Source organism: Burkholderia sp. AcTa6-5 (assembly GCF_017815075.1).
GTDB lineage: Bacteria > Pseudomonadota > Gammaproteobacteria > Burkholderiales > Burkholderiaceae > Burkholderia > Burkholderia sola.
Genome location: NZ_JAGIQE010000008.1, coordinates 1 through 19711 on the forward strand (window position 1 = coordinate 1; position 19711 = coordinate 19711).

The window sequence follows — 19711 nt, forward strand, 5'->3', positions numbered from 1 at the left end:
CGATCGGGCCGTCAAGTCCCGTCCTGCTCGTTATGCTGTCCGGTTCCTCAGAAAGAACCTTAACTGAACGGCATTACGGCCTCGCGCCGGGCTTTTTGTTTTCGCGCGTCCGGACGCCGCGCCCTCTTCGCGCACGCGCGCGCCGTTTCGCCCGACACGCCGCCGCATGCGCAGGCGTTCAAGAATGCCGCGGGCCGGTGATACACTCGCATCACCTCGTCCCTTCCACTCGACATGAAATTCTGCTCCGTCTGCGGTCACGAAGTCCTCGCGCGCATTCCGCCTGGCGACAACCGTGAACGCTTCGTCTGCGATCACTGCGGCACGATCCACTATCAGAATCCGCGCAACGTCGTCGGCACGGTGCCGGTCTGGGGCGACCAGATCCTGCTGTGCCGCCGTGCGATCGAACCGCGCTACGGATTCTGGACGCTGCCGGCGGGTTTCATGGAAATGGGCGAGACGACCGCGGAAGCCGCCGCGCGCGAAACGCTCGAGGAAGCCGGCGCGCGCGTCGAGGTGCAGAACCTGTTCACGCTGCTCAACGTGCCGCACGTGCATCAAGTCCATCTGTTCTACCTCGCGCGGCTCACCGATCCGGGTTTCGAAGCCGGCGAGGAAAGCCTCGAAGTGAAACTGTTCGACGAAGCCGACATTCCGTGGGACGAGATCGCGTTCCCGACCGTCAGCCAGACGCTGCGCTTCTTCTTCGCCGATCGCGCAGCCGGCGACTACGGCGTGCACACCGGCGATATCTTCCGCTCGCTGCGCAACGGCTGAGCCCCCACCCATGGTTCCCTGGCTCGGCCCGGACGATCCGTTTCCGTCCATCGAACGCGCGCTCGGCCCCGCGACCGGCGCGCCCGGGCTGCTCGCCGCGAGCGCCGACCTGCTGCCGTCGCGCCTCATCGACGCGTACCGGCGCGGCATCTTCCCGTGGTACTCGGACGGCCAGCCGGTGCTGTGGTGGAGCCCCGACCCTCGCATGATCCTGGTGCCGGCCGAATTCAAGGTGTCGCCGTCGCTGCGCAAGACGCTGAAGCGCGTGCTGCGCACGCCGGAATGGGAAGTGCGCGTCGATCACGACTTTCCCGGCGTGATGCGCGCGTGCGCGCAGGCGCCGCGCCGCGGGCAGCGCGGCACCTGGATCACCGCCGAGATCATCGACGCCTATACGTCGCTCTACCGCTCCGGCAACGCGCACAGCATCGAAACGTGGCACGACGGGCGCCGCGTCGGCGGCCTCTATGGCGTGTCGTTCGGCCGGATGTTTTTCGGCGAGTCGATGTATGCGGACGTGACCGATGCATCGAAAATCGCGCTGGCCGCGCTCGTCGCGCACCTTCGCGAGCAGGGGTTGGAAATGATAGACTGCCAGCAGAATACGTCGCATCTAGCGTCGCTCGGCGGCCGCGAGATCGCACGCCAGGCCTTTGTCGCTCACGTGCGCCGCGCGGCAGCCGAACCGCCGATTCCGTGGCAGTTCGACAAGCGCGTGCTCGCCGCGCTGACGAGCCCCGCCGAAACGGCGGCGCCCACCGGGAGCGAGCGCTAGCGCGGCACTCCTTCCCTGCATCGAGAGCTGCCCATGACTCACCCGACTGAGCTGCCGCTTTCACCGCTTTCGGCGTTGCAATTCTATGCAACGGCGCCCTATCCGTGCAGCTATCTGGACGGCCGCATCGCACGCTCGCAAGTCGCGACGCCGAGCCACCTGATCAATTCCGACATCTACACCGAACTCGTGAAGGCCGGCTTCCGCCGCTCGGGCGTCTTCACGTACCGTCCGTACTGCGACGGCTGCCGCGCATGCGTGCCGGTGCGCGTGCCGGTCGGCGAGTTCGCGCCGACGCGCACGCAGCGCAGGATGTGGAAGCGGCACCGCACGCTGGTCGCGACGGTGTCGCCGCTGCACTACGACGAAGAGCACTACGCGCTCTACATGCGCTACCAGTCCGCGCGCCACGCGGGCGGCGGCATGGATCGCGACAGTCGCGACCAGTACGAACAGTTCCTGCTGCAAAGCCGGATCAACTCGCGCCTCGTCGAATTCCGCGACCTCGACGCACCGGGCGGCGAACCCGGCAAGCTGCGGATGGTCAGCATGATCGACATCCTCGGCGACGGGCTGTCGTCGGTCTATACGTTCTTCGAGCCCGACGACCGGCACACGAGCTACGGCACCTACAACATCCTGTGGCAGATCGAGCAGGCGAAGAGCCTCGGGCTGCCCTACGTGTACCTCGGCTATTGGATCCGCGAGAGCCCGAAGATGGCCTACAAGGCGAACTTCCATCCGCTCGAAGGGCTGATCGACGGCCGCTGGAAGACGCTCGATCCGGAACGGATCGACCTGCCGCCCGTCGACGCGGCGCTGGCGCGCGCGCCGTTGCCGGGCGGACATTCCGGCTCGGGCTGACGCGCGTAGCGGCGGCTACGAAGCGAAGCACGCCCGTGCCGCGCAACTCCCGGTAAAATAGCGGGTTGTCATTCATTTCGGCCGTCCGCCCCATTCCCGTGTTCAGTTCCCTCTACCCGCTGGCCCGCGCATCCCTGTTCAAAATGGATGCGGAAGACGCTCACCACCTTACGCTGCGCGCGCTCGGCGCGGCCGGACGCACGGGCCTCGCCTGCGCGCTGTCGGCCCGCGTGCCCGACGCGCCGCGCACCGTGATGGGGCTCACGTTCCGCAACCCGGTCGGCCTCGCGGCCGGCCTCGACAAGGACGGCGCGGCCATCGACGGCCTCGCGGCGCTCGGCTTCGGCTTCATCGAGGTCGGCACGGTCACGCCGCGCCCGCAGCCCGGCAACCCGCGCCCGCGGATGTTCCGGCTGCCGCAGGCCGAAGCGCTGATCAACCGGATGGGCTTCAACAACCACGGCGTCGACCAGTTCGTGAAGAACGTGCAGGCCGCCCGCTATCGCGGCATCCTCGGCCTGAACATCGGCAAGAACGCCGACACGCCGATCGAACGCGCGGCCGAGGATTACCTGTACTGCCTCGAGCGCGTGTACCCGTTCGCGAGCTACGTGACGATCAACATCTCGTCGCCGAACACGAAGAACCTGCGCCAATTGCAGGGCGCGGGCGAGCTCGACGCGCTGCTCGCCGCGCTGAAGGACAAGCAGCAGCGCCTCGCCGACCTGCACGGCAAGCTCGTGCCGCTCGCGCTGAAGATCGCGCCCGATCTCGACGACGAGCAGGTCAAGGAAATCGGCGACACGCTGCTGCGCCACAAGATCGAAGCGGTGATCGCCACCAATACGACGCTGTCGCGCGCGGCCGTCCAGGGCCTGCCGCACGCGGACGAAGCCGGCGGCCTGTCGGGTCGCCCCGTGTTCGACGCGTCGAACGAAGTGATCCGCAAACTGCACGCCGAAGTCGGCAACGACGTGCCGATCATTGGCGTCGGCGGCATTTTCTCGGGCGAGGATGCCCGTGCGAAGCTCGCGGCCGGCGCGGCGCTCGTCCAGCTCTATACCGGCTTCATCTATCGCGGCCCGGCGCTCGTGTCCGAATGCGTGAAGGCGATCGCCCGCGAACGCACCGCGTAATATAGCCATAAACAAACTTTATTTAGATATCGATAGCATTTTTGCTATCATCGCTTCACCATCAGAATCATTGACCCGGACAGGGCAAGGACACACACGATGAAATTTTCGCTGTTGAAGAAGCTGCTGGTTGCCGGCGTGATCGGCACGTCGTTCGCTGCGGCAACCGCCCACGCGGCCGACCTCCTCGACCAGGTCAAGCAGCGCGGCACGCTGCGCGTCGGCCTCGAAGGCACGTTCCCGCCGTTCAACTCGAAGAACCCGCAAGGCGAACTCGTCGGCTTCGACGTCGACATCGCGAAGGCCGTCGCCGCGAAGCTCGGCGTGAAGGCCGAGTTCGTGACGACCGAATGGAGCGGCATCATCGCGGGCCTGCAGGCGGGCAAGTTCGACGTGATCGCCAACCAGGTCGGCATCACCGACAAGCGCAAGGAAACGCTCGACTTCTCGCCTGCGTACACGTTCTCGTCCGCGCAGCTGATCCAGCGCAAGGACGACACGCGCGAGTTCAAGTCGCTGGACGACCTGAAGGGCAAGAAGCTCGGCGTCGCGCTCGGCACCAACTACATGGACATGGCGAAATCGGTGCCCGGCATCGACGTGAAGACGTACCCGGGCGCGCCCGAGTACCTGCGCGATCTCGCGGCCGGCCGCCTCGACGCGGCGCTCAACGACCGCCTGATGCTCGCGTACCTGACGAAGAACTCGCAGTTGCCGCTGCGCCCGGGCGCGAACGTCGGTTCGGCGAACCCGTCGGGCATCCCGTTCAAGAAGGGCAACCCGAAGTTCCAGAAGGCGATCGACGACGCGATGACGCAGCTCGAGGCCGACGGCACGTTCACGAAGATCTCCGACAAGTGGTTCGGCATCGACGTGACGAAACCGATCAAGTAAGCACGCCTGCATTTCCCGCCTGACGGCGGGCCGGAAAGGGCGGCATCCGCAACGATGCCGCCCTTTGTTTTATCGGTCCGGTTTATGATTGCGCTTTCGCGCACGCATTCGCTTCGTATTCCATGTCGACAACGTCCCTGCTCGTCCAATCGCTGCCGGTGCTCGCCCAGGGTGCCGTGCTGACCGTCAAGTTCGCCGTGCTGTCGATGGTGTTCGGCCTGCTTGGCGCCGTCGTGCTCGCGATGATGGGCATCCGGCAAAGCGAAGCGCTCGACGGCTTCGAGCGCATCTGGGTCAACGCGCTCGCGTGGCTGGCGCGCGCGTACGTGAGCCTGATGCGCGGCACGCCGCTGCTCGTGCAGATCTTCGTGATCTATTACGGGCTGCCGAGCCTCGGCATCTCGCTCGACCCGACGCCGGCCGGCGTGATCGCACTGTCCGCGAACGTCGCGGCGTACATGTCGGAAAGCATGCGCGGCGCGATCAACGGGATCGCGCGCGGCCAATGGCTCGCCGCATACAGCCTCGGGCTGTCGTGGGGCCAGACGCTGCGCTACGTGATCGGCCCGCAGGCGCTGCGCATCGCGGTGCCGAGCCTGTCGAACAGCCTGATCAGCCTGATCAAGGACACGTCGCTCGTGTCGGTGATCACCGTGACCGAACTGCTGCGCAGCGCGCAGGAAGTGATCGCGGCGACCTATCAGCCGCTGCCGCTCTATCTCGCCGCCGCGGCCGTGTACTGGATCCTGTGCCAGATTCTCGAATGGGTGCAGCGCTGGTACGAAAAGCGCCTGTCGCTGCCGTCGCGGCACTGAGCCGCGCAGTTACGCCGGGTCGCGCTCGCGGGCCCGGCGCCCTCCTTCCCGCCTGTTTCGGCTATTCCGCCTATTCGCCCGAATAGCGCACGCCGAGCACGGCGCGCGCCGCATCGGTCATCGCAATCATCTGCCGCGAATGGTCGTGCGTCATGATCGGGCTTTCGGTCTCGCCCGCGCGCAGCAGGTCGCAGAAATGCGCGGTTTCGTAGTTCAGCCCGCCGCCCGCGGCCGGTGCGTCGAGTTCGACGGTGCGCCCGTCCGCATAGCGGATCGTCGCACGCTCGGGGTTCCACCACTTCTCGTGAATCGTCACGTGGCCGCCGGCCGCGGCGATCAGCGCGTCGCCGCGCCCCATCACGTCGAGCCCGCAAAAGAGCTGCGCGATCCCGCCGTTCGCATGCACGCTGTTCAGGCTTGCGAACAGGTCGACACCGGTCGCACCGACGCGGCCGAGCGTCTGTACGTCGCGCGCCGCGCCGAGCCAGTCGACAGCGAGAAACGCCTCGTAGATGCCGATGTCGAGCAACGCGCCGCCTGCGCGATCGAGCCGATAGACGGAATGGTCGTCCGGCACCGACGACGATGCGCAGCCCGCCCGCACGAGCCGGATCTCGCCGATCGGATCGTCACGCAGGTGCGCACGCAGTTGACGATACAGCGGGAAGAATGGGGGCTTCATCGCCTCCATGAAGAGCTGCCCGGCATCGCGCGCCGCCTGCAGCACCGTGTCGAGTTGCGCGGCGTTCAGCGCCGCGGGTTTCTCGCACAGCACGGCCTTGCCGGCAGCCAGGGCGGCCAGCGTGTACCGCGCGTGACTGTCATGGAGCGTCGCGATGTAGACCGCGTCGATTTCGTCGCTCGCGAGGAGCGCGTCGAGGCGCGCGGCAGGCGTGCCGCCGTATGCCCCGCAGAAGGCCGCAGCCGCGTCGGCGCGGCGGGCCCAGACGCCGGTGAGCGTGGCGCCCGGCACGTGTGCGAGGCTTTGCGCGAAGCGGCGCGCAATGCTGCCTGCACCGACGATGCCGAAGCGCACCGGGCGATGGTCGTTGTCGTTCATCCTGATCTTCCGTGTCGGTCGTATGACGGTGGCCGGCACGCTGCCGGCCGGCCGTCATGATAAACGGCCCGGCGGCACGAGGATGAGCGACACGCGCCGCGTCAGGCGCGCACCGGCACGTCGACCGAGAAATCGCGCGAAATCTCGTCCGCGCTGAAATCGATCAGCGCGAGCGACGCCGCTTCGGCTTCGCGCGGGTCGCGCCGCTCGATCGCATCGACGACGCGCGCATGCGCCTTCACCGCGGTGTCGTGCGCGCCCTCCTTCTGCACGACGCGCGGGTTCACGAGACGCACAGCGCCGCGCACGATCGCCGCCATCTGCTGGAAGAACTGGTTGCCGCTCGCCTGGACGATCCGCGTATGCAGCAACTCGTCCGCCGTGTCGTAGCCGGCGTCGCCCGGCTGCAGCACCTTGAACGCATCGAACGCTTCGCGAATGCCCGCGATGTCGGCCGCCGTCGCACGCACCGCCGCCTGCGCGGTCGCACGTGGCTCGATCAGCATCCGGAATTCGATGACGTCGCGCATGAACTGCGGATCGGGTTTTGCCCGAAAGCGCCAGCTCACGACGTCCTCGTCGATCATCCGCCAGTCGCGCATCGGCCGCACGCGCGTCCCGACTTTCGGACGCACGTCGAGCATGTCGCGCGCAAGCAACATCGACAACGCTTCCCGCATGACCGTGCGGCTCACATCGAACTCTTTCGACAGCACGTCCTGCGGCGGCAAGATGCCGCCGTACTTGTCCTCGACGATACCCGCGACAAGCCCATCCATCACTTTGGCGACCAGTGACCGGTCTTTGCCCTGCTCCATGACACCTCCCCGTGCGTCGATTTGCGAACACCTGCTCCGCAGTTCCGCCGGCCCTGGTAACTACTCTGTTCTTATGATCTATAAGTTGATGAGTTCGACGATATTTCGCTATCTGGTAAACACCTGACAGGGTTATCCCTCTTTTGAACGAGGTGATTTATACGGCTAAAAAAAAGGCCCGGGAAGCGCGCCGCGCCTGCCGGACCCCGGTTTCCACAAGATTTAACCATCCAATCCATGACGGCCGATACCGCACCGTTACGGACTGCTTCTCATTCAGTTTCAGCCAGCCGGATAAACGATCGTTTCGACGCCGTTTTCCGTGCCGAGCAAGCACAGATTCGCGCCGCGTTCGGCGAACAGGCCAACCGTCACGACGCCCGGCCATGCGTTCACCTGCGCTTCGAAACCGCGCGGATCGGCGATCTGCAGGCCCTTCACGTCGATGATCTCATTACCGTTATCGGTGATGTAGGGCGCGCCGTCCTTCGTCACGCGCAGCACGGGCACGCCGCCGAGCGCGGTCACGCGCCGGCCGATCGCGGTGCGCGCCATCGGCACGACCTCGATCGGCAGCGGGAACGCGCCGAGCACCGGCACGCGCTTGCTGGCGTCGGCGATGCAGACGAACGTGTCGGCCACCGACGCGACGATCTTCTCGCGCGTCAGCGCGCCGCCGCCGCCCTTGATCATCGCGCCGCCTGCGTCGATTTCGTCGGCGCCGTCGACGTACACCTGAAGCGACTCGATCTCGTTCAGGTCGAACACCTTGATGCCATGCGATTTCAGGCGTTCGGTCGTGGCGACCGAGCTCGACACGGCGCCGCGATAGCGCGATTTGACGGCGGCGAGCGCGTCGATGAAGCAGTTGGCGGTCGAGCCGGTGCCGACACCGATCACGGCGCCTTCCGGCACGTTCTGGATCACGTAATCGGCGGCGGCCTGGCCGACGAGGCGTTTGAGTTCGTCTTGAGTCATGGCGTGGTAATGCTGCGGGATTGCGGAAAACTGCCAGTTTACCGGAGTCGGCGGACGCCCCCGCGTTTTTCGGCGTGCGATACGCCGCGTAGTCACCGCGCGTCGGCCGCCGGTGCGGGGGCCGCCGCTTGCGTGCCGGGGAAGTACTTGTCGAGCAGCGCCTGCGCGATCGCGTCGCTTTCCGCGTCCGGATTGCCCGCGTAATCGGACGGCCGGAAATGCATCTGGAACGCCGCGAACACGCGTTGCGTGCGCGTGTCGAGCACGCCGTCGGTCGGCACGTCGTAGCCGTAGCGCGCGAGCTTGAACTGCAGGTCGCGCACGTCGACCGGCGCGTGCGGGTCGCGGCCGCCGAGCCGCGCGGCGACGGTCGCGTCGTCCGGCCATGCGCCGACGCCGGCTTGCGCGAGCGCATGCCACGGGAACAGCGGGCCGGGATCGATCTTGCGTTGCGGCGCGATGTCGCTGTGCCCGACCACGCGCGTCGGCGCAATCCCGTAGCGCGCGACGATGTCCTTCGACAGACGGATCAGCGCGTCGACCTGCTCGGGCGGATACGGCTGCCAGGTACGCTGCTGCGCGTCGAGCGGGCCGCGGTTCACGTTCTCGATGCCGATCGACACCGCGTTCAGCTCGGTCGTGCGCTGCCACTCGCTGACGCCCGCGTGCCACGCGCGCCGCGCTTCCGGAACGAGCTGGTAGACGACGGGCATCCCGCGCTCGGTGCGCGGCTGCGGCGGGATGACGTAGTGCACGCTGACCGAATCGCCGGTCAGCGTACGCAGCGATTTCGTCTCGTCGCTCTCGGTGTAATGCATCACGAGAAAGCGGATCCGCGAATCGGCGCCGCGCGCGTGCAGGCTCGTGTCGGCGTAGTAGGTGCCGCGTTCGACGAGCGACGGCGACGTGCACGCTGCGAGCAGGCCGAGCACGGCGCAGGAGACGCCAACACGAAACAGGGTCATCGGTCGCGGGTTCCGCAGAGCCGCGTGCCGCGTTGCATCGCGGCGCGCGTCGTTCGGGTCATTCGACGCCCGCGCATCGCGCGCGGGACGGGGCAGCCCCGGGCTCAGCCCTTCACGCGCCGCTGGCGCACGGCTTCGTACAGACACACGCCGCTGGCGACCGACACGTTCAGGCTTTCGACGCTGCCGGCCATCGGGATGCTCATCACTTCGTCGCAGGTGTCGCGCGTGAGCCGGCGCATGCCTTCGCCTTCCGCGCCCATCACGAGCGCGACGGGGCCGTCGAGCTTCGTGTCGTAGAGCGTCGCCGACGCCTCGTCCGACGTGCCGATGATCCACACGCCGGCCTCCTTCAGCTCGCGCAGCGCGCGGGCGAGGTTCGTCACCGTGATGTACGGCACCGTATCGGCCGCGCCGCTCGCCACCTTGGCCGCGGTCGCGTTCAGGCCGACCGCCCGGTCGCGCGGCGCGATCACCGCGTGCGCGCCGGCCGAATCGGCGACCCGCAGGCATGCGCCGAGGTTGTGCGGATCGGTGACGCCGTCGAGCACGAGCAGCAGCGCGGGCCCGTTGATGCCGTCGAGCAGCTCGGACAGGTTCTGCGCGAGCGGCATGTCCTCGACGCGCGCGACGACGCCCTGGTGGCGCTCGGTATGCGCGAGGCCCCACAGGCGCGTTTCGTCGGCCGCGATCAGCCGCACGCCCGCTTCCTTCGCGGTGTGCAGGAAGTCCTGCATGCGGCGGTCGCGGCGCGTCTGGTCGTACAGCACCTCCGCCACCGTCGATGCATCGTGCCGCAAACGTGCGGTCACCGCATGAAAACCGTAAAGAACCTTCAGACGTGACATGACTGGAACAACCTTCGATCAAACGTGCGGCCGCGCGACGTGCGCGGCCGCGATCCATGGAAAAGGAAAGCGCCGCGTGGCCGGCCGATGACCGGTGACGCGGCGTCTCTCGATACTGCGGGGCGTGCGCGTACGCCGCCCCGAACGCTCAATACTTCTTGCGGGCGCGGGCCTTCTTCGCGGTCGGCTTCGCGGGTGCGCCGCCGCCACCGCCGCCGCCCTTCTTCTTCGCGGCGCCACGCGCGGCGCGCGCTTCCTTCACCGCGACGCTCGGCGCGCTCGCGGCCGGCTTGCGACGCGGCGCGGCTTCGTCGACCGGCGGCAGCGCACGCACGCGCGGGCCGCCGCCGTTGCGATCGACGCCGGCAGCCGGCGCTGGCGACGGACGCGGCGCCTTCACCGGCGTATCGCGCACGAGGCGGAAATCGATCTTGCGCGCATCGAGATCGACGCGGCTCACCTGCACGCGCACGCGATCCGACAGGCGATAGCGGATGCCCGTGCGTTCGCCGCGCAGCTCGTTCTTGATCTCGTCGTACTGGAAGTAGTCCGAGCCGAGCTCCGTCACGTGCACGAGCCCTTCGATGAACAGCGTGTCGAGCTGCACGAAGATGCCGAACGACGTCACGCCGTTCACCATCCCGCCGTACTCCTCGCCGAGCTTGTCGCGCATGAAGTAGCACTTGAGCCACGCCTCGACGTCGCGCGACGCCTCGTCCGCACGGCGCTCGTTCGCCGAGCAGTGCAGGCCAAGCTCTTCCCAGATCGCCGTGTTCGAGCGCGAACGGCCGCGCGCTTCGTCGTCGGCCTGCTGCATCGCGCGGGCGCGCGGCGACAGCGCGGTATTCAGCTCGAAGCCTTCCGGCGCCTTCGGCGCGTACTTCTTGCCCGACAGGATCGCGTAGATCGCGCGGTGCGTGAGCAGGTCCGGATAGCGGCGGATCGGGCTCGTGAAGTGCGCGTACGCCTCGTATGCGAGACCGAAGTGACCGATGTTGTCGGGGCTGTAGACCGCCTGCTGCATCGAGCGCAGCAGCATCGGCTGCAGCATCTGCGCGTCCGGCCGGTCGCGGATCTGCGCCATCAGCGCCGCGTAGTCGCTCGCATGCGGCTTGTCGCCGCCGCCGAGCGACAGGCCCATGCCGCGCAGGAACGCGCGCAGGTTCTCGAGCTTCTCCGGCGTCGGCCCCGCGTGCACGCGGTACAGGCCCGGATGCTTGTTGCGCTTCAGGAAATCGGCCGCGCAGACGTTCGCGGCCAGCATGCATTCCTCGATCAGCTTGTGCGCGTCGTTGCGCTGGCGCGGCACGATCTGCTCGATCTTGCCCTGCGAATTGCAGACGATGTAGGTCTCGGTCGTGTCGAAGTCGATCGCGCCGCGCTTTTGACGGGCGGCGAACAGCGACTTGTAGACGCCGTACAGATCCTGCAGGTGCGGCAGCAGGTCGGCGCGGCGCGCGGCCTCCGGCCCCTTCGTGTTCGACAGCACGGCCGCGACTTCGGTGTACGTGAGGCGCGCCGCCGAATGGATCACGGCCGGATAGAACTGGTATGCCTTGATCTCGCCGCGCCCGGTGATCACCATGTCGCACGCGAGCACGCAGCGATCAACCTGCGGATTCAGCGAACAGAGGCCGTTCGACAGCTTCTCCGGCAGCATCGGGATCACGCGGCGCGGGAAGTAGACCGACGTGCTGCGCTCGAGCGCGTCGGCGTCGAGCCCGCTACCCGGCTGCACGTAGTGCGACACATCGGCGATCGCGACGATCAGCCGGTAGCCGTCGCCGCGGCCGACCTTGACCGGCTCGCAGTAGACGGCATCGTCGAAGTCGCGGGCGTCCTCGCCGTCGATCGTCACGAGCGGCACGTCGCGCAGGTCGACGCGGAAACGCAGGTCGGCGGGGCGCACCTTGTCGGGCAGCGCGGCGGCTTCGTCGAGCGCCGGCTGGCTGAATTCGTGCGGCACGCCGTACTTGCGCACCGCGATTTCGATTTCCATGCCCGGATCGTCGATGTCGCCGAGCACTTCGACGACACGGCCGAGCGGCTGCGAATGGCGGCTCGGGAAATCGGTCAGCTCGACGACGACGACCTGCCCGACCTTCGCCTTCTTCACGTTCTGCGTGATCAGGATGTCGTGGCCGATGCGCTTGTCTTCCGGCGCGACGATCAGCGCGCCGTTCTCGTTCAGCAGGCGGCCGATCACGCGCTTGTTCGCGCGCTCGGTGACTTCGACGACATGCCCTTCCGGCCGGCCGCGGCGATCGTAGCCGACGATCCGCGCGAGCACGCGGTCGTTGTGCATCACCTTCTGCATTTCGCCGTTCGGCAAGAACAGGTCGTCCTGGCCGTCGTCGCGGATCACGAACCCGTAGCCGTCGCGATGCCCTTGCACGCGCCCTGCGACGAAATTCGACGGATGGGTCAACTGGTAGTGGCCGCGCTTGTCGAGGCGGATCTGGCCGTCGCGCTCCATCGCGGCGACACGCCGGAAGAACCCCTCGCGCTCCTGACGCTTGATCGACAGGGCTTCGGCGATGTCGTTGGCGGCCAGCGGCGCGTCGCTCGTACGCAGCACGCCGAGAATCTCTTCACGGCTCGGAATGGGGTACGGATATTTGCTCAAGGGTTTGTCGATGATTGTTCTCGTTGCGTTGACTGATGGTGCACGGCATCAACATAGAGGTGTCCGTCTGACAGTTCTATATTGACGGCGGCGGGTCATTCTATCACCCGCCCGTGTCGCCAAAAGACGGGAATGCCGCCGGCGCGCGCGGCGACGGCCGGTTTGCGATGCATCGCAAAAAAGTGTTGACAGGAATAATTGGGGCGCTATAATTTCGCTTCTTTGCAGCAAGCAGCTACTGCAAAACGTGCCCAGGTGGCGGAATTGGTAGACGCACTAGGTTCAGGTCCTAGCGGTGGCAACATCGTGGAGGTTCGAGTCCTCTCCTGGGCACCATCTGTATTTAAAAAGGTCGGCTTCTAGCCGGCCTTTTTTCATTTTCGGCCCAGGAAGTAAAGCGCCTGCGCGCCCGCCTTCCCTTTCATCGACTCACTGCGGCGGCCTCGTCAAAGCATGCGCTTCAGCACGCCGTTCTTCGACACGAAATGGTGCTTGAGCGCGGCGCCCGCGTGCGCGACCACCAGCAATGCCAGCAGATAGCAGCCGATCTTGTGCAGGACGAACCAGTGCTCGGTAACCGGCCCCGCGCTGAACGGCGTATTCACGTAAACCGCCCAGAACAGCCAGTAGCCGTCCGGCACCATCACGAAGCCGCTGAACAGCACGAACGCGACGAGCGCGTAAATCAGCGAGTGCACCAGATGCGCGATCGACCGCTGCTTCGAAGGAATCGACGCGATGTCGGGCGGCGTCCGGCGGAAGAACGACCACACGTAGCGCAGCGGAAACAGCACGATCAGGCTGCTCGCGAGCGACATGTTGAGCGTCGACACGAAACGCCAGACGTCCGGCTGGGTAATGAAGTGCAGCGAGAATCCGGCCACCATCGTGTACAGGATCACGACCGCGAAGATCCAGTGCAGTGCGCGGGAAAAGCGATCGTAGCGGCCGTCATCCGAAGACGCTTGCCGAAAACTGGTCTGAGAAACCGTATGCATGATTCATCCTTTATCGATTGCCATTGCAGTGTTGTGTTGGAACAGTGGATGAAATTATCGACGTCGATTCCGGTATGGATAAGCATCCTCAAGGATTTCAAAACGCCCGGTCCGGCGCTGGCCGGCGCGCGGACGAGCGCCGCGTGGCCGGCCAGCGTCAACGCATCTCGATCAGGAATGTCATCACGCCGTCGCCCGAACCCGCCGTCACGCGCTCGCCGTACTGGTAGTACTGCGCGGTGAACGGCAACGTGGTCGCGCCGACGGTCGCATCGCCGAGGCTGTGCCACGCATTCAACGTCACCGGCGCTTCGTCCTTCAGCACGCGGATCCCCACCCCTTGCGCGGCAGCGTCGCCATGCAGCTTCAGCACGTCCGCCGTGCCCGGCACCGTCTCGCCGAGCAACTGGATCGACAGCGGCGTCGGCCGCGCTTCTCCATACGGGCTGCAGGTCAGGTTGATCGCGAATTCCCGCGACGCACGGGTCGAGCCCGGACCATCGAAAGCGTTCGCGGGCACCGCGCCGAGCGGCACGACAAGATGCTTGGAATCGGTATTGACCGTGCAGGCGACACCGCGCACATAGCTGCTCGTGATGTGCTTGTGCACCACGTTGTGGTCGGGGTCGCCAATCGCGGCCGATGCATCGACGCTCAGCACCTGCCCCTGCAGGAAGCCGGGCGTCACCGGCCCGGTCTTGACGAGTTCCACGTCGATCACGTACTCGCGCGCCGTGCCATCGCCCGGATGCACGCCGAGCAACCCGTCGGTCTGGCCGCCGAGATCCTCGCCATCGCGCGCCACGCGAAGCGCGAGCCCGGGCAGGTTGCTCGCCCAGAGGTTCATGCCCGGCAGCGGACCGAACTCGCTCGCATACCGCAACGTGCGTGGCTCGGGCACGTTCTCGCCGTTGCGCGAGCAGGTGACGGTCAGCGTGAAACGCGCCGACGCGACGATGCCGCCGGCGTCGACACTGTCGGCCGCGATCGGGCCGAACTCGAGCGGATTGAAGTCTTCGGGCGCGCTCAGGCACGTGGCGAACGCGGGCGCCGTACCGAGCGTCAGCGCGACGAGTGCCGCCCAGCGGCGCAGACGCGCGGCAAATCGGAAAGTCGAGGGTTTCATGATCGGGATGACGAGGTTGACGCGGCGTCGGCCCGCAGCGCCGGATGCGCGCGCGAGCAGACGGCCGCGAGTTCGGGAAAATTGCGATGCGCGGTCGATTCGCCGATGTCGTACGACAGCGCGCAGCGTTCGTCCGCACGCATGCCCCAGCGCACGAGCAGGTCGCCGGCGCGGTCGATCCCCGTGACGAAGCCCTGACCGTTCGGGCCGACCATGCCGACCGCCTTGCCGTTCGCCGTCAGCACGGCCGCGCCGAACGGCACCGGCTTGCCCGCGTCGTCGACCAGATCGAGCATCAGGCGCCCGGCCTCGACCTCGAACGGCGCCAGCACGACCGCCCCGCGCGTCGGCACGACGTGCACGATCGCGTTGCGGATCTCGAGCCGGCGATCGAGCTCCGCGGTCCGCAATGCGATGCGGTTCTGCCGGTACGGCGTGACATGCGGCACGACCGCATAACCCGCGCGGTCGGTACGCACGCCGGCATGCGCCACCACGCCGACGCCGGCCGCGCGCTCGCTGCGCACGAGCGCGACGGTTTCGCCGAGCGGCTGCGACAATGTCACGCCGCCGCCGTGCACGAGCACGCCGCCCGCGGCGCTGACCGAAGTCTGCGAACCGCCGCGCGCCTGGTTGTGGGTGGCCGAGAACTGGCCGGCCGTCGCCCGATAGTTCAGGTTCAGGGCGCCGCCGAGGCCGTTCGCCGATCGATCGGCGTCGACGCCATAGCTGAGGCTATCGTCGGCGAGCAGCGTGCCGAACACGCCCGCGCGCTGCTCCGTGCCGGCAGTGCCGGCGATCAGCGTCGCGCTGCCGTACGCGCGAGGCGCCGCCGTGCGCCCGCCGCCGATCGGAAGCGACAGGTTCAGCGACACCTGCCGGCTGCTCGCGCCGCGGGCGCGCGACTCGTGGCTGACGCTCACGTTGTACGACACGCGCGATACGCTACCCGAATAGCCGAGCTGCACCAGCCGGTCTTCCCCCGCGCCGTCGCGGTACGTGCGCCGGCTCGCGTTGACGTACAGCGAGCCCGCGCGTCCGAGGTTCTGCGACACGCTCAGCTCGCTGCGGCTGCGCTTGCCGGCGCGATACGCCCACCGGTCGACCGACGCCGCATAGCGCACCGCGACGTCGGACAGGCTGCGATAGCCGTCTGAATAATGATGGTGCGCGGCGCGCAGCTCGGTGCCGGTGGCCGCGAACGCCTTCGCGAACATCAGGCGCGCGGCGCTGCCGGCCCCCGCCTGCCCCGCGTGGTTCCGGTGGCGCGCATGCGTGACGTCGACCGACACCGCGCCCAGGCGCGCCATGTTGCGCGCGACCCCGGCCGCCAGCGCCGCATAGCCGCTCGCGAAGGTCGCGCCGCCGTAGATCGTCGTCTCGCCCGGCAAGCCATAGGCGGCGCTCGCCGACGCGAACCACTGCGGCCGGCCGGAATCGGCGCGCAGGCGGCCCGCGGCCGCGCGATACGACCACGCGTTCTGGCGCAGCAGGGTCGGAATACTCGCCGACGACTGAATGAAGCTGCGCGCCTGCCCGTCGGCCTCGATGATCGTCACCTCGAGATCCGCGTTCGACGCGACCGCATACAGATCGTCGATCTCGAACGGGCCGGGCGGTACGTAGCTGTTGTAGATCAGATAGCCGTTCTGACGGATCTCGACCTTCGCGTGGCTTTGCGCGATGCCGCGCACGACGGGCGCGTAGCCGCGCTGGCTGTCCGGCTGCATGGTGTCGTCGGACGCGAGCTGCACGCCCTGGAAGGCCACGCTGTCGAACACGCTGCCGGACGTGAAGCTGTCGCCGAGCGTCACGCGGCTGCGCCACGCGGGGATGTCGCGTTCGAGATAGGCGTTCGAGAACTGCGTCTGCAAACCGGACGCGTTGCGGTTCGCCATCGCGCTGCCGCGCAGGCGCCACGCGCCGAGGTTCAGGCCCGCGCGCACGCTGCCGTAGGCTTCCGTCGTGTGGCCCGACGGCAGGTCGCCGTAGCGCCGCTGCGCGGCGTTGACACGGTAGTCGATGCGCATCGCATCGATGCCGTTGTCCCAGCGCGACGGATCGACCGAGCCGCGCGGGACCCGCTTCATCTTCGCCTGCGGCACCGTCAGCGACAGCGCCTGGCGATCCGGGTCTACCGTGACGGTCGCGTCCGGCATCGCGTCGCGCAGGTTCATGCAAGCGGACGCATTGTCCTGTGCATCCGCGAGTCGCGGAAACGCCGCGAGATTCACGCCGAACGCATCGAGTTGCGCGGCGCTCAGGCACGGCCGTACCGATTCGTCGGGGGCGCCGCGCTCGAAGCGGATGTCGTTCAGGCCGTACGATTCGCCATTCACCGCCACCTCGACCGGATGGATGCCGGGCAGCAGCACGTTCGCCTCGGCGAACGCGTCGAGGTCCACGTCCGCCTGCGTGTTGCCGAACGCGAGGAACGCGGGATTGAATGCCGTCTGTGCGTGCGCGGACCCGCCGCCCGCGATCGGCAATCCGATCGCGAGGGTCGAGGCGAGCGCGAGCACGCATCGGCGCAGCAGGTGAAGGCGTCGTGTCATGAACGAAAGGCGCGGCGCGCGCCGGATGAACGCGCGCCGCGTGAGGTCTGAAGGATGAAAAGGTCGTAAAAGCGGATCGTGAAGCGCCCGTCGGCCGCGGCTGCGCGACCGCGTCGCATCAGGTGGCGTCGGCCGGCACCGTCACCGTGACGGTCGGCGTCACGGCGCCGTAGTCGTTGATCGTGCTGAACCGCAGCGCGACCGGCTGCGCCGGCAGCGCACGGAGGTTGCGCAGCGGGTAGGTCGTCGCCTGCAACGGCGGCGCTGTCTCGAGATCGACATCCTCGGTCGCCCCCGCATCGACGTCGATCTTCGCGAACGTGACGTGATAAGGCGTCGGATTGAATACCGCCAGCATCGCGCCGGCGCGCGACGGCACGATGCGCCAGGTCAGCGCCGCCGGTGCATCGGCCGCCGAGCCGGTCAGGCCCTGCGGGCGGTAGAACGCCTTGAGCCGCGTCTGGATCGCGATCTGCAACACGTTCTCCTGCTTCGCCGCGACCGGTATTTCCTTCACGTTCAGCCACAGCATCGACTCGCGATCGGCCGGCAGTGCGTGCTTGACGCGCATCACGCGCAGCAGGTTTTCCTTGCCGGGATCGAGCCGCGACAGCGGCGGCGTAACGAAGAACGGCGCTTTCGCGCCGGCCTGCGCGGGCCCGCCGTCGATCCACGCCTGCACGACATACGGCTGGCCGTCCGTGTTCTTCACGGGCACGACGGCCTCGCGCCGGTCTTCCTGCAGGATCACGCGGGTCGCGCCCACCACGATGCCCGCGAGCGCGCCGTGAGTCATGCACAGCCCGAGCATGCAGGCAAGCACGCGGGGTACGAAGCGATGCGTCATCGGCTGGCCCCCTCGGCTCAACGGTAGTTCAGCGTGAACGACGCCGTACCGTTCGCCTCGCCCGCCTCGGTCTGGTCCGACGTCGAAACGTAGTTCGCGGCGAAGTTCAGCACGTTGCTGCCCGGCGTCAACTGGAGTGTGTCGGACTCCGTATTGATGCCGATCTGCTTGCCGTCTTCGTGCATCAACTGGATACCGACGCCTTTCGCGTCGTCCTTGCCGCCGGTGCCGACCGCGAGCAGCGTCGCATCTTCGCCGTGCGACAGCCCTTCGAACTGCGCACGCACGCCGCTCAACTGCTCATTGCACTCGCTCAGCGCGATCTGGAACGGCACGCGACGGCTTTCCCGACCCGCTTCGGCGAGCTGGTCGATACCGATTGCGCCGAGCGGCACCTGAATATTGCTGTTGTCGATCTTGCAGGTCGTCGCGACGATCTTGCCGTGGAAGTTCACCGTGCCGTCGGCCGCGAACGCGGACGTCGAACCGAATGCCGCCATCAGGGCGAGCAGCACGAAAGGTTTCTGGAACTGTTTCATCGAATGTCTTGGGGAAAAGTAAGGAGCTTCACTGCCGGTCCCGGACAGCGGAACCGTGAACCCGTCGAGTTCACAGGCATTATTCCGGCCCGGTCGCCGCCACCCAACAAATGTGAAGAGATCCTCAACGATTGCCCGACAGGCGCCGCACGCGCGCCGAGCGCGAGCGCGATCTCGCACCGGCGTGACCGAACGTGCCGTTCGAACCGGTGGAAAATGACAGAGAAAGAACAGGTGGATGAATGGATCGCGACGCGCGCCGCCGCGCATCACGACAGCGTCGCGACGTGCATCGTTGCCATGCCGAACGGCGACGGAAGGCCAGCGAGCCGAGGCGGTGCGCCACCCCGCGTCGCCGGATCGGGAGACGAAGCGGCCGCTATCCGGCCGGGTGCTCAGGCCCGCTCGAGCCGGTATCCGTAGTTGTAGACCGTCGTGATCACGAGGCCATTTTTCGCGCGCAGCCCGAGACTCGAGCGCAGCTTGCTCACGTAGGTGGCAAGCGTCGCGTCGTACTTCCGGTCGACCACGCCCCAGATGCGCTTGATCATCATGTCCTTCGACACGATCCGCCCGACGCTCTCGAACAGCATCAGCGCGACCTCGAACTCGCGCAGAGACAGTTCGACCGGCGCACCGTCCACGGTCGCGGCGTGCGCGCTCACGTCGAGCGCGAACTTGCCGACCTCGACGACCTTCGCCCGCTGCGTCTCGGGATAGTACTTGCGCGCCTGCGCGTTCACGCGTGCAACCAGCTCGCGCTCGCGCAGCGGCTTGATCAGGTAATCGTCGGCGCCGCTGTTCAGACCGAACACGATGTCGTTCTCGCCGTCGTGCTGCGTCATCATGATGATCGGCAGCGCGTCGGCGAACGATTCGCGCGCCCAGCGCATCACCTCGATCCCCGACTTGCCCGGCACGTCCCAGTCGAGCAGCAGCACGTCGACGCGCTGGGTGCGCACCAGTTCGATGAAGCCGTCGCCGTCGTGCCGCACCTCCGTGTCGTAGCCGGCCTTGTTGAGCCAGCCGGCCACGACGCCTGCCTGGGTCACGATGTCTTCAAGTATTGCGACAATCATGTTCGTCC

The 19711-nt window shown here is 67.2% G+C and carries 18 protein-coding genes and 1 tRNA gene; 7 read left to right on the forward strand and 12 right to left on the reverse strand.

The genetic code is table 11. The features are described from left to right. Positions 1-234 precede the first annotated feature (234 nt). The 6 genes from J8I33_RS12720 to J8I33_RS12745 all read left to right on the forward strand — a co-directional run bounded on the left by J8I33_RS12720 (position 235) and on the right by J8I33_RS12745 (position 5264). Entirely contained in the window at positions 235-780 is a 546-nt protein-coding gene (locus tag J8I33_RS12720) for an NUDIX hydrolase (RefSeq protein WP_006476111.1), read from the forward strand. A 10-nt stretch (positions 781-790) separates the two neighbouring features. Then, positions 791-1555 carry a leucyl/phenylalanyl-tRNA--protein transferase gene (aat, locus tag J8I33_RS12725; protein WP_050012551.1) on the forward strand — a complete coding sequence of 255 codons (765 nt, stop codon included), beginning with the start codon at positions 791-793 and terminating at the stop codon, positions 1553-1555. Between the two features lie 33 nt (positions 1556-1588). Further along, complete coding sequence (locus tag J8I33_RS12730; RefSeq protein ID WP_050012550.1) at positions 1589-2419, forward strand: arginyltransferase; 831 nt, start codon at positions 1589-1591, stop codon at positions 2417-2419. 98 nt (positions 2420-2517) lie between these two features. Beyond that, positions 2518-3555, forward strand: coding sequence for a quinone-dependent dihydroorotate dehydrogenase (locus J8I33_RS12735; protein ID WP_012492588.1), 1038 nt, complete (start codon positions 2518-2520; stop codon positions 3553-3555). A 99-nt stretch (positions 3556-3654) separates the two neighbouring features. After that, positions 3655-4449, forward strand: coding sequence for a cystine ABC transporter substrate-binding protein (locus J8I33_RS12740; RefSeq protein ID WP_209936219.1), 795 nt, complete (start codon positions 3655-3657; stop codon positions 4447-4449). A gap of 122 nt (positions 4450-4571) precedes the next feature. Beyond that, positions 4572-5264 (forward strand): amino acid ABC transporter permease, encoded by a 693-nt coding sequence (locus tag J8I33_RS12745; RefSeq protein WP_006484207.1) that lies wholly within the window; start codon positions 4572-4574, stop codon positions 5262-5264. 70 nt (positions 5265-5334) lie between these two features. Here the strand turns inward: J8I33_RS12745 and J8I33_RS12750 are convergent, their stop codons facing one another. The 6 genes from J8I33_RS12750 to rnr form a co-directional block, all read right to left on the reverse strand. Next, complete coding sequence (locus J8I33_RS12750) at positions 5335-6324, reverse strand: Gfo/Idh/MocA family oxidoreductase (RefSeq protein WP_209925546.1); 990 nt, start codon at positions 6322-6324, stop codon at positions 5335-5337. Positions 6325-6425: 101 nt separating this feature from the next. Further along, the gene (locus J8I33_RS12755) at positions 6426-7142 is read right to left on the reverse strand and encodes an FCD domain-containing protein (protein WP_050012547.1); all 717 of its coding nucleotides are present in this window, start codon (positions 7140-7142) and stop codon (positions 6426-6428) included. Between the two features lie 282 nt (positions 7143-7424). Continuing rightward, complete coding sequence (gene rpiA, locus J8I33_RS12760; protein WP_069621409.1) at positions 7425-8120, reverse strand: ribose-5-phosphate isomerase RpiA; 696 nt, start codon at positions 8118-8120, stop codon at positions 7425-7427. Positions 8121-8212: 92 nt separating this feature from the next. Continuing rightward, positions 8213-9085 (reverse strand): N-acetylmuramoyl-L-alanine amidase, encoded by an 873-nt coding sequence (locus J8I33_RS12765; protein WP_209936223.1) that lies wholly within the window; start codon positions 9083-9085, stop codon positions 8213-8215. Between the two features lie 104 nt (positions 9086-9189). Then, entirely contained in the window at positions 9190-9933 is a 744-nt protein-coding gene (gene rlmB / locus J8I33_RS12770; protein ID WP_050012544.1) for a 23S rRNA (guanosine(2251)-2'-O)-methyltransferase RlmB, read from the reverse strand. A 148-nt stretch (positions 9934-10081) separates the two neighbouring features. Continuing rightward, positions 10082-12559, reverse strand: coding sequence for a ribonuclease R (gene rnr, locus J8I33_RS12775; protein ID WP_050012543.1), 2478 nt, complete (start codon positions 12557-12559; stop codon positions 10082-10084). A gap of 249 nt (positions 12560-12808) precedes the next feature. Here rnr and J8I33_RS12780 point away from each other — a divergent pair. Further along, positions 12809-12895, forward strand: a tRNA-Leu gene (locus tag J8I33_RS12780). A 110-nt stretch (positions 12896-13005) separates the two neighbouring features. On the opposite strand, the gene J8I33_RS12785 is transcribed toward J8I33_RS12780, so the two are convergent. The 6 genes from J8I33_RS12785 to J8I33_RS12810 all read right to left on the reverse strand — a co-directional run bounded on the left by J8I33_RS12785 (position 13006) and on the right by J8I33_RS12810 (position 19703). Further along, positions 13006-13557 carry a cytochrome b/b6 domain-containing protein gene (locus J8I33_RS12785; RefSeq protein ID WP_050012542.1) on the reverse strand — a complete coding sequence of 184 codons (552 nt, stop codon included), beginning with the start codon at positions 13555-13557 and terminating at the stop codon, positions 13006-13008. A gap of 157 nt (positions 13558-13714) precedes the next feature. Then, positions 13715-14683: a fimbrial protein gene (locus J8I33_RS12790; RefSeq protein WP_209936230.1), complete on the reverse strand. Its 969-nt coding sequence runs from the start codon at positions 14681-14683 to the stop codon at positions 13715-13717. Continuing rightward, entirely contained in the window at positions 14680-17238 is a 2559-nt protein-coding gene (locus tag J8I33_RS12795) for a fimbria/pilus outer membrane usher protein (RefSeq protein ID WP_209925542.1), read from the reverse strand. Before J8I33_RS12795 ends, J8I33_RS12790 begins: the two co-directional genes overlap by 4 nt. Before the next feature lie 118 nt (positions 17239-17356). Then, on the reverse strand, positions 17357-18085 hold the full coding sequence (locus tag J8I33_RS12800) for a molecular chaperone (protein WP_124637893.1): 729 nt from the start codon (positions 18083-18085) through the stop codon (positions 17357-17359). 17 nt (positions 18086-18102) lie between these two features. Next, positions 18103-18624, reverse strand: coding sequence for a fimbrial protein (locus J8I33_RS12805; protein WP_209925540.1), 522 nt, complete (start codon positions 18622-18624; stop codon positions 18103-18105). A gap of 395 nt (positions 18625-19019) precedes the next feature. Next, positions 19020-19703, reverse strand: coding sequence for a response regulator transcription factor (locus J8I33_RS12810; protein ID WP_050012537.1), 684 nt, complete (start codon positions 19701-19703; stop codon positions 19020-19022). Positions 19704-19711: the final 8 nt, after the last annotated feature.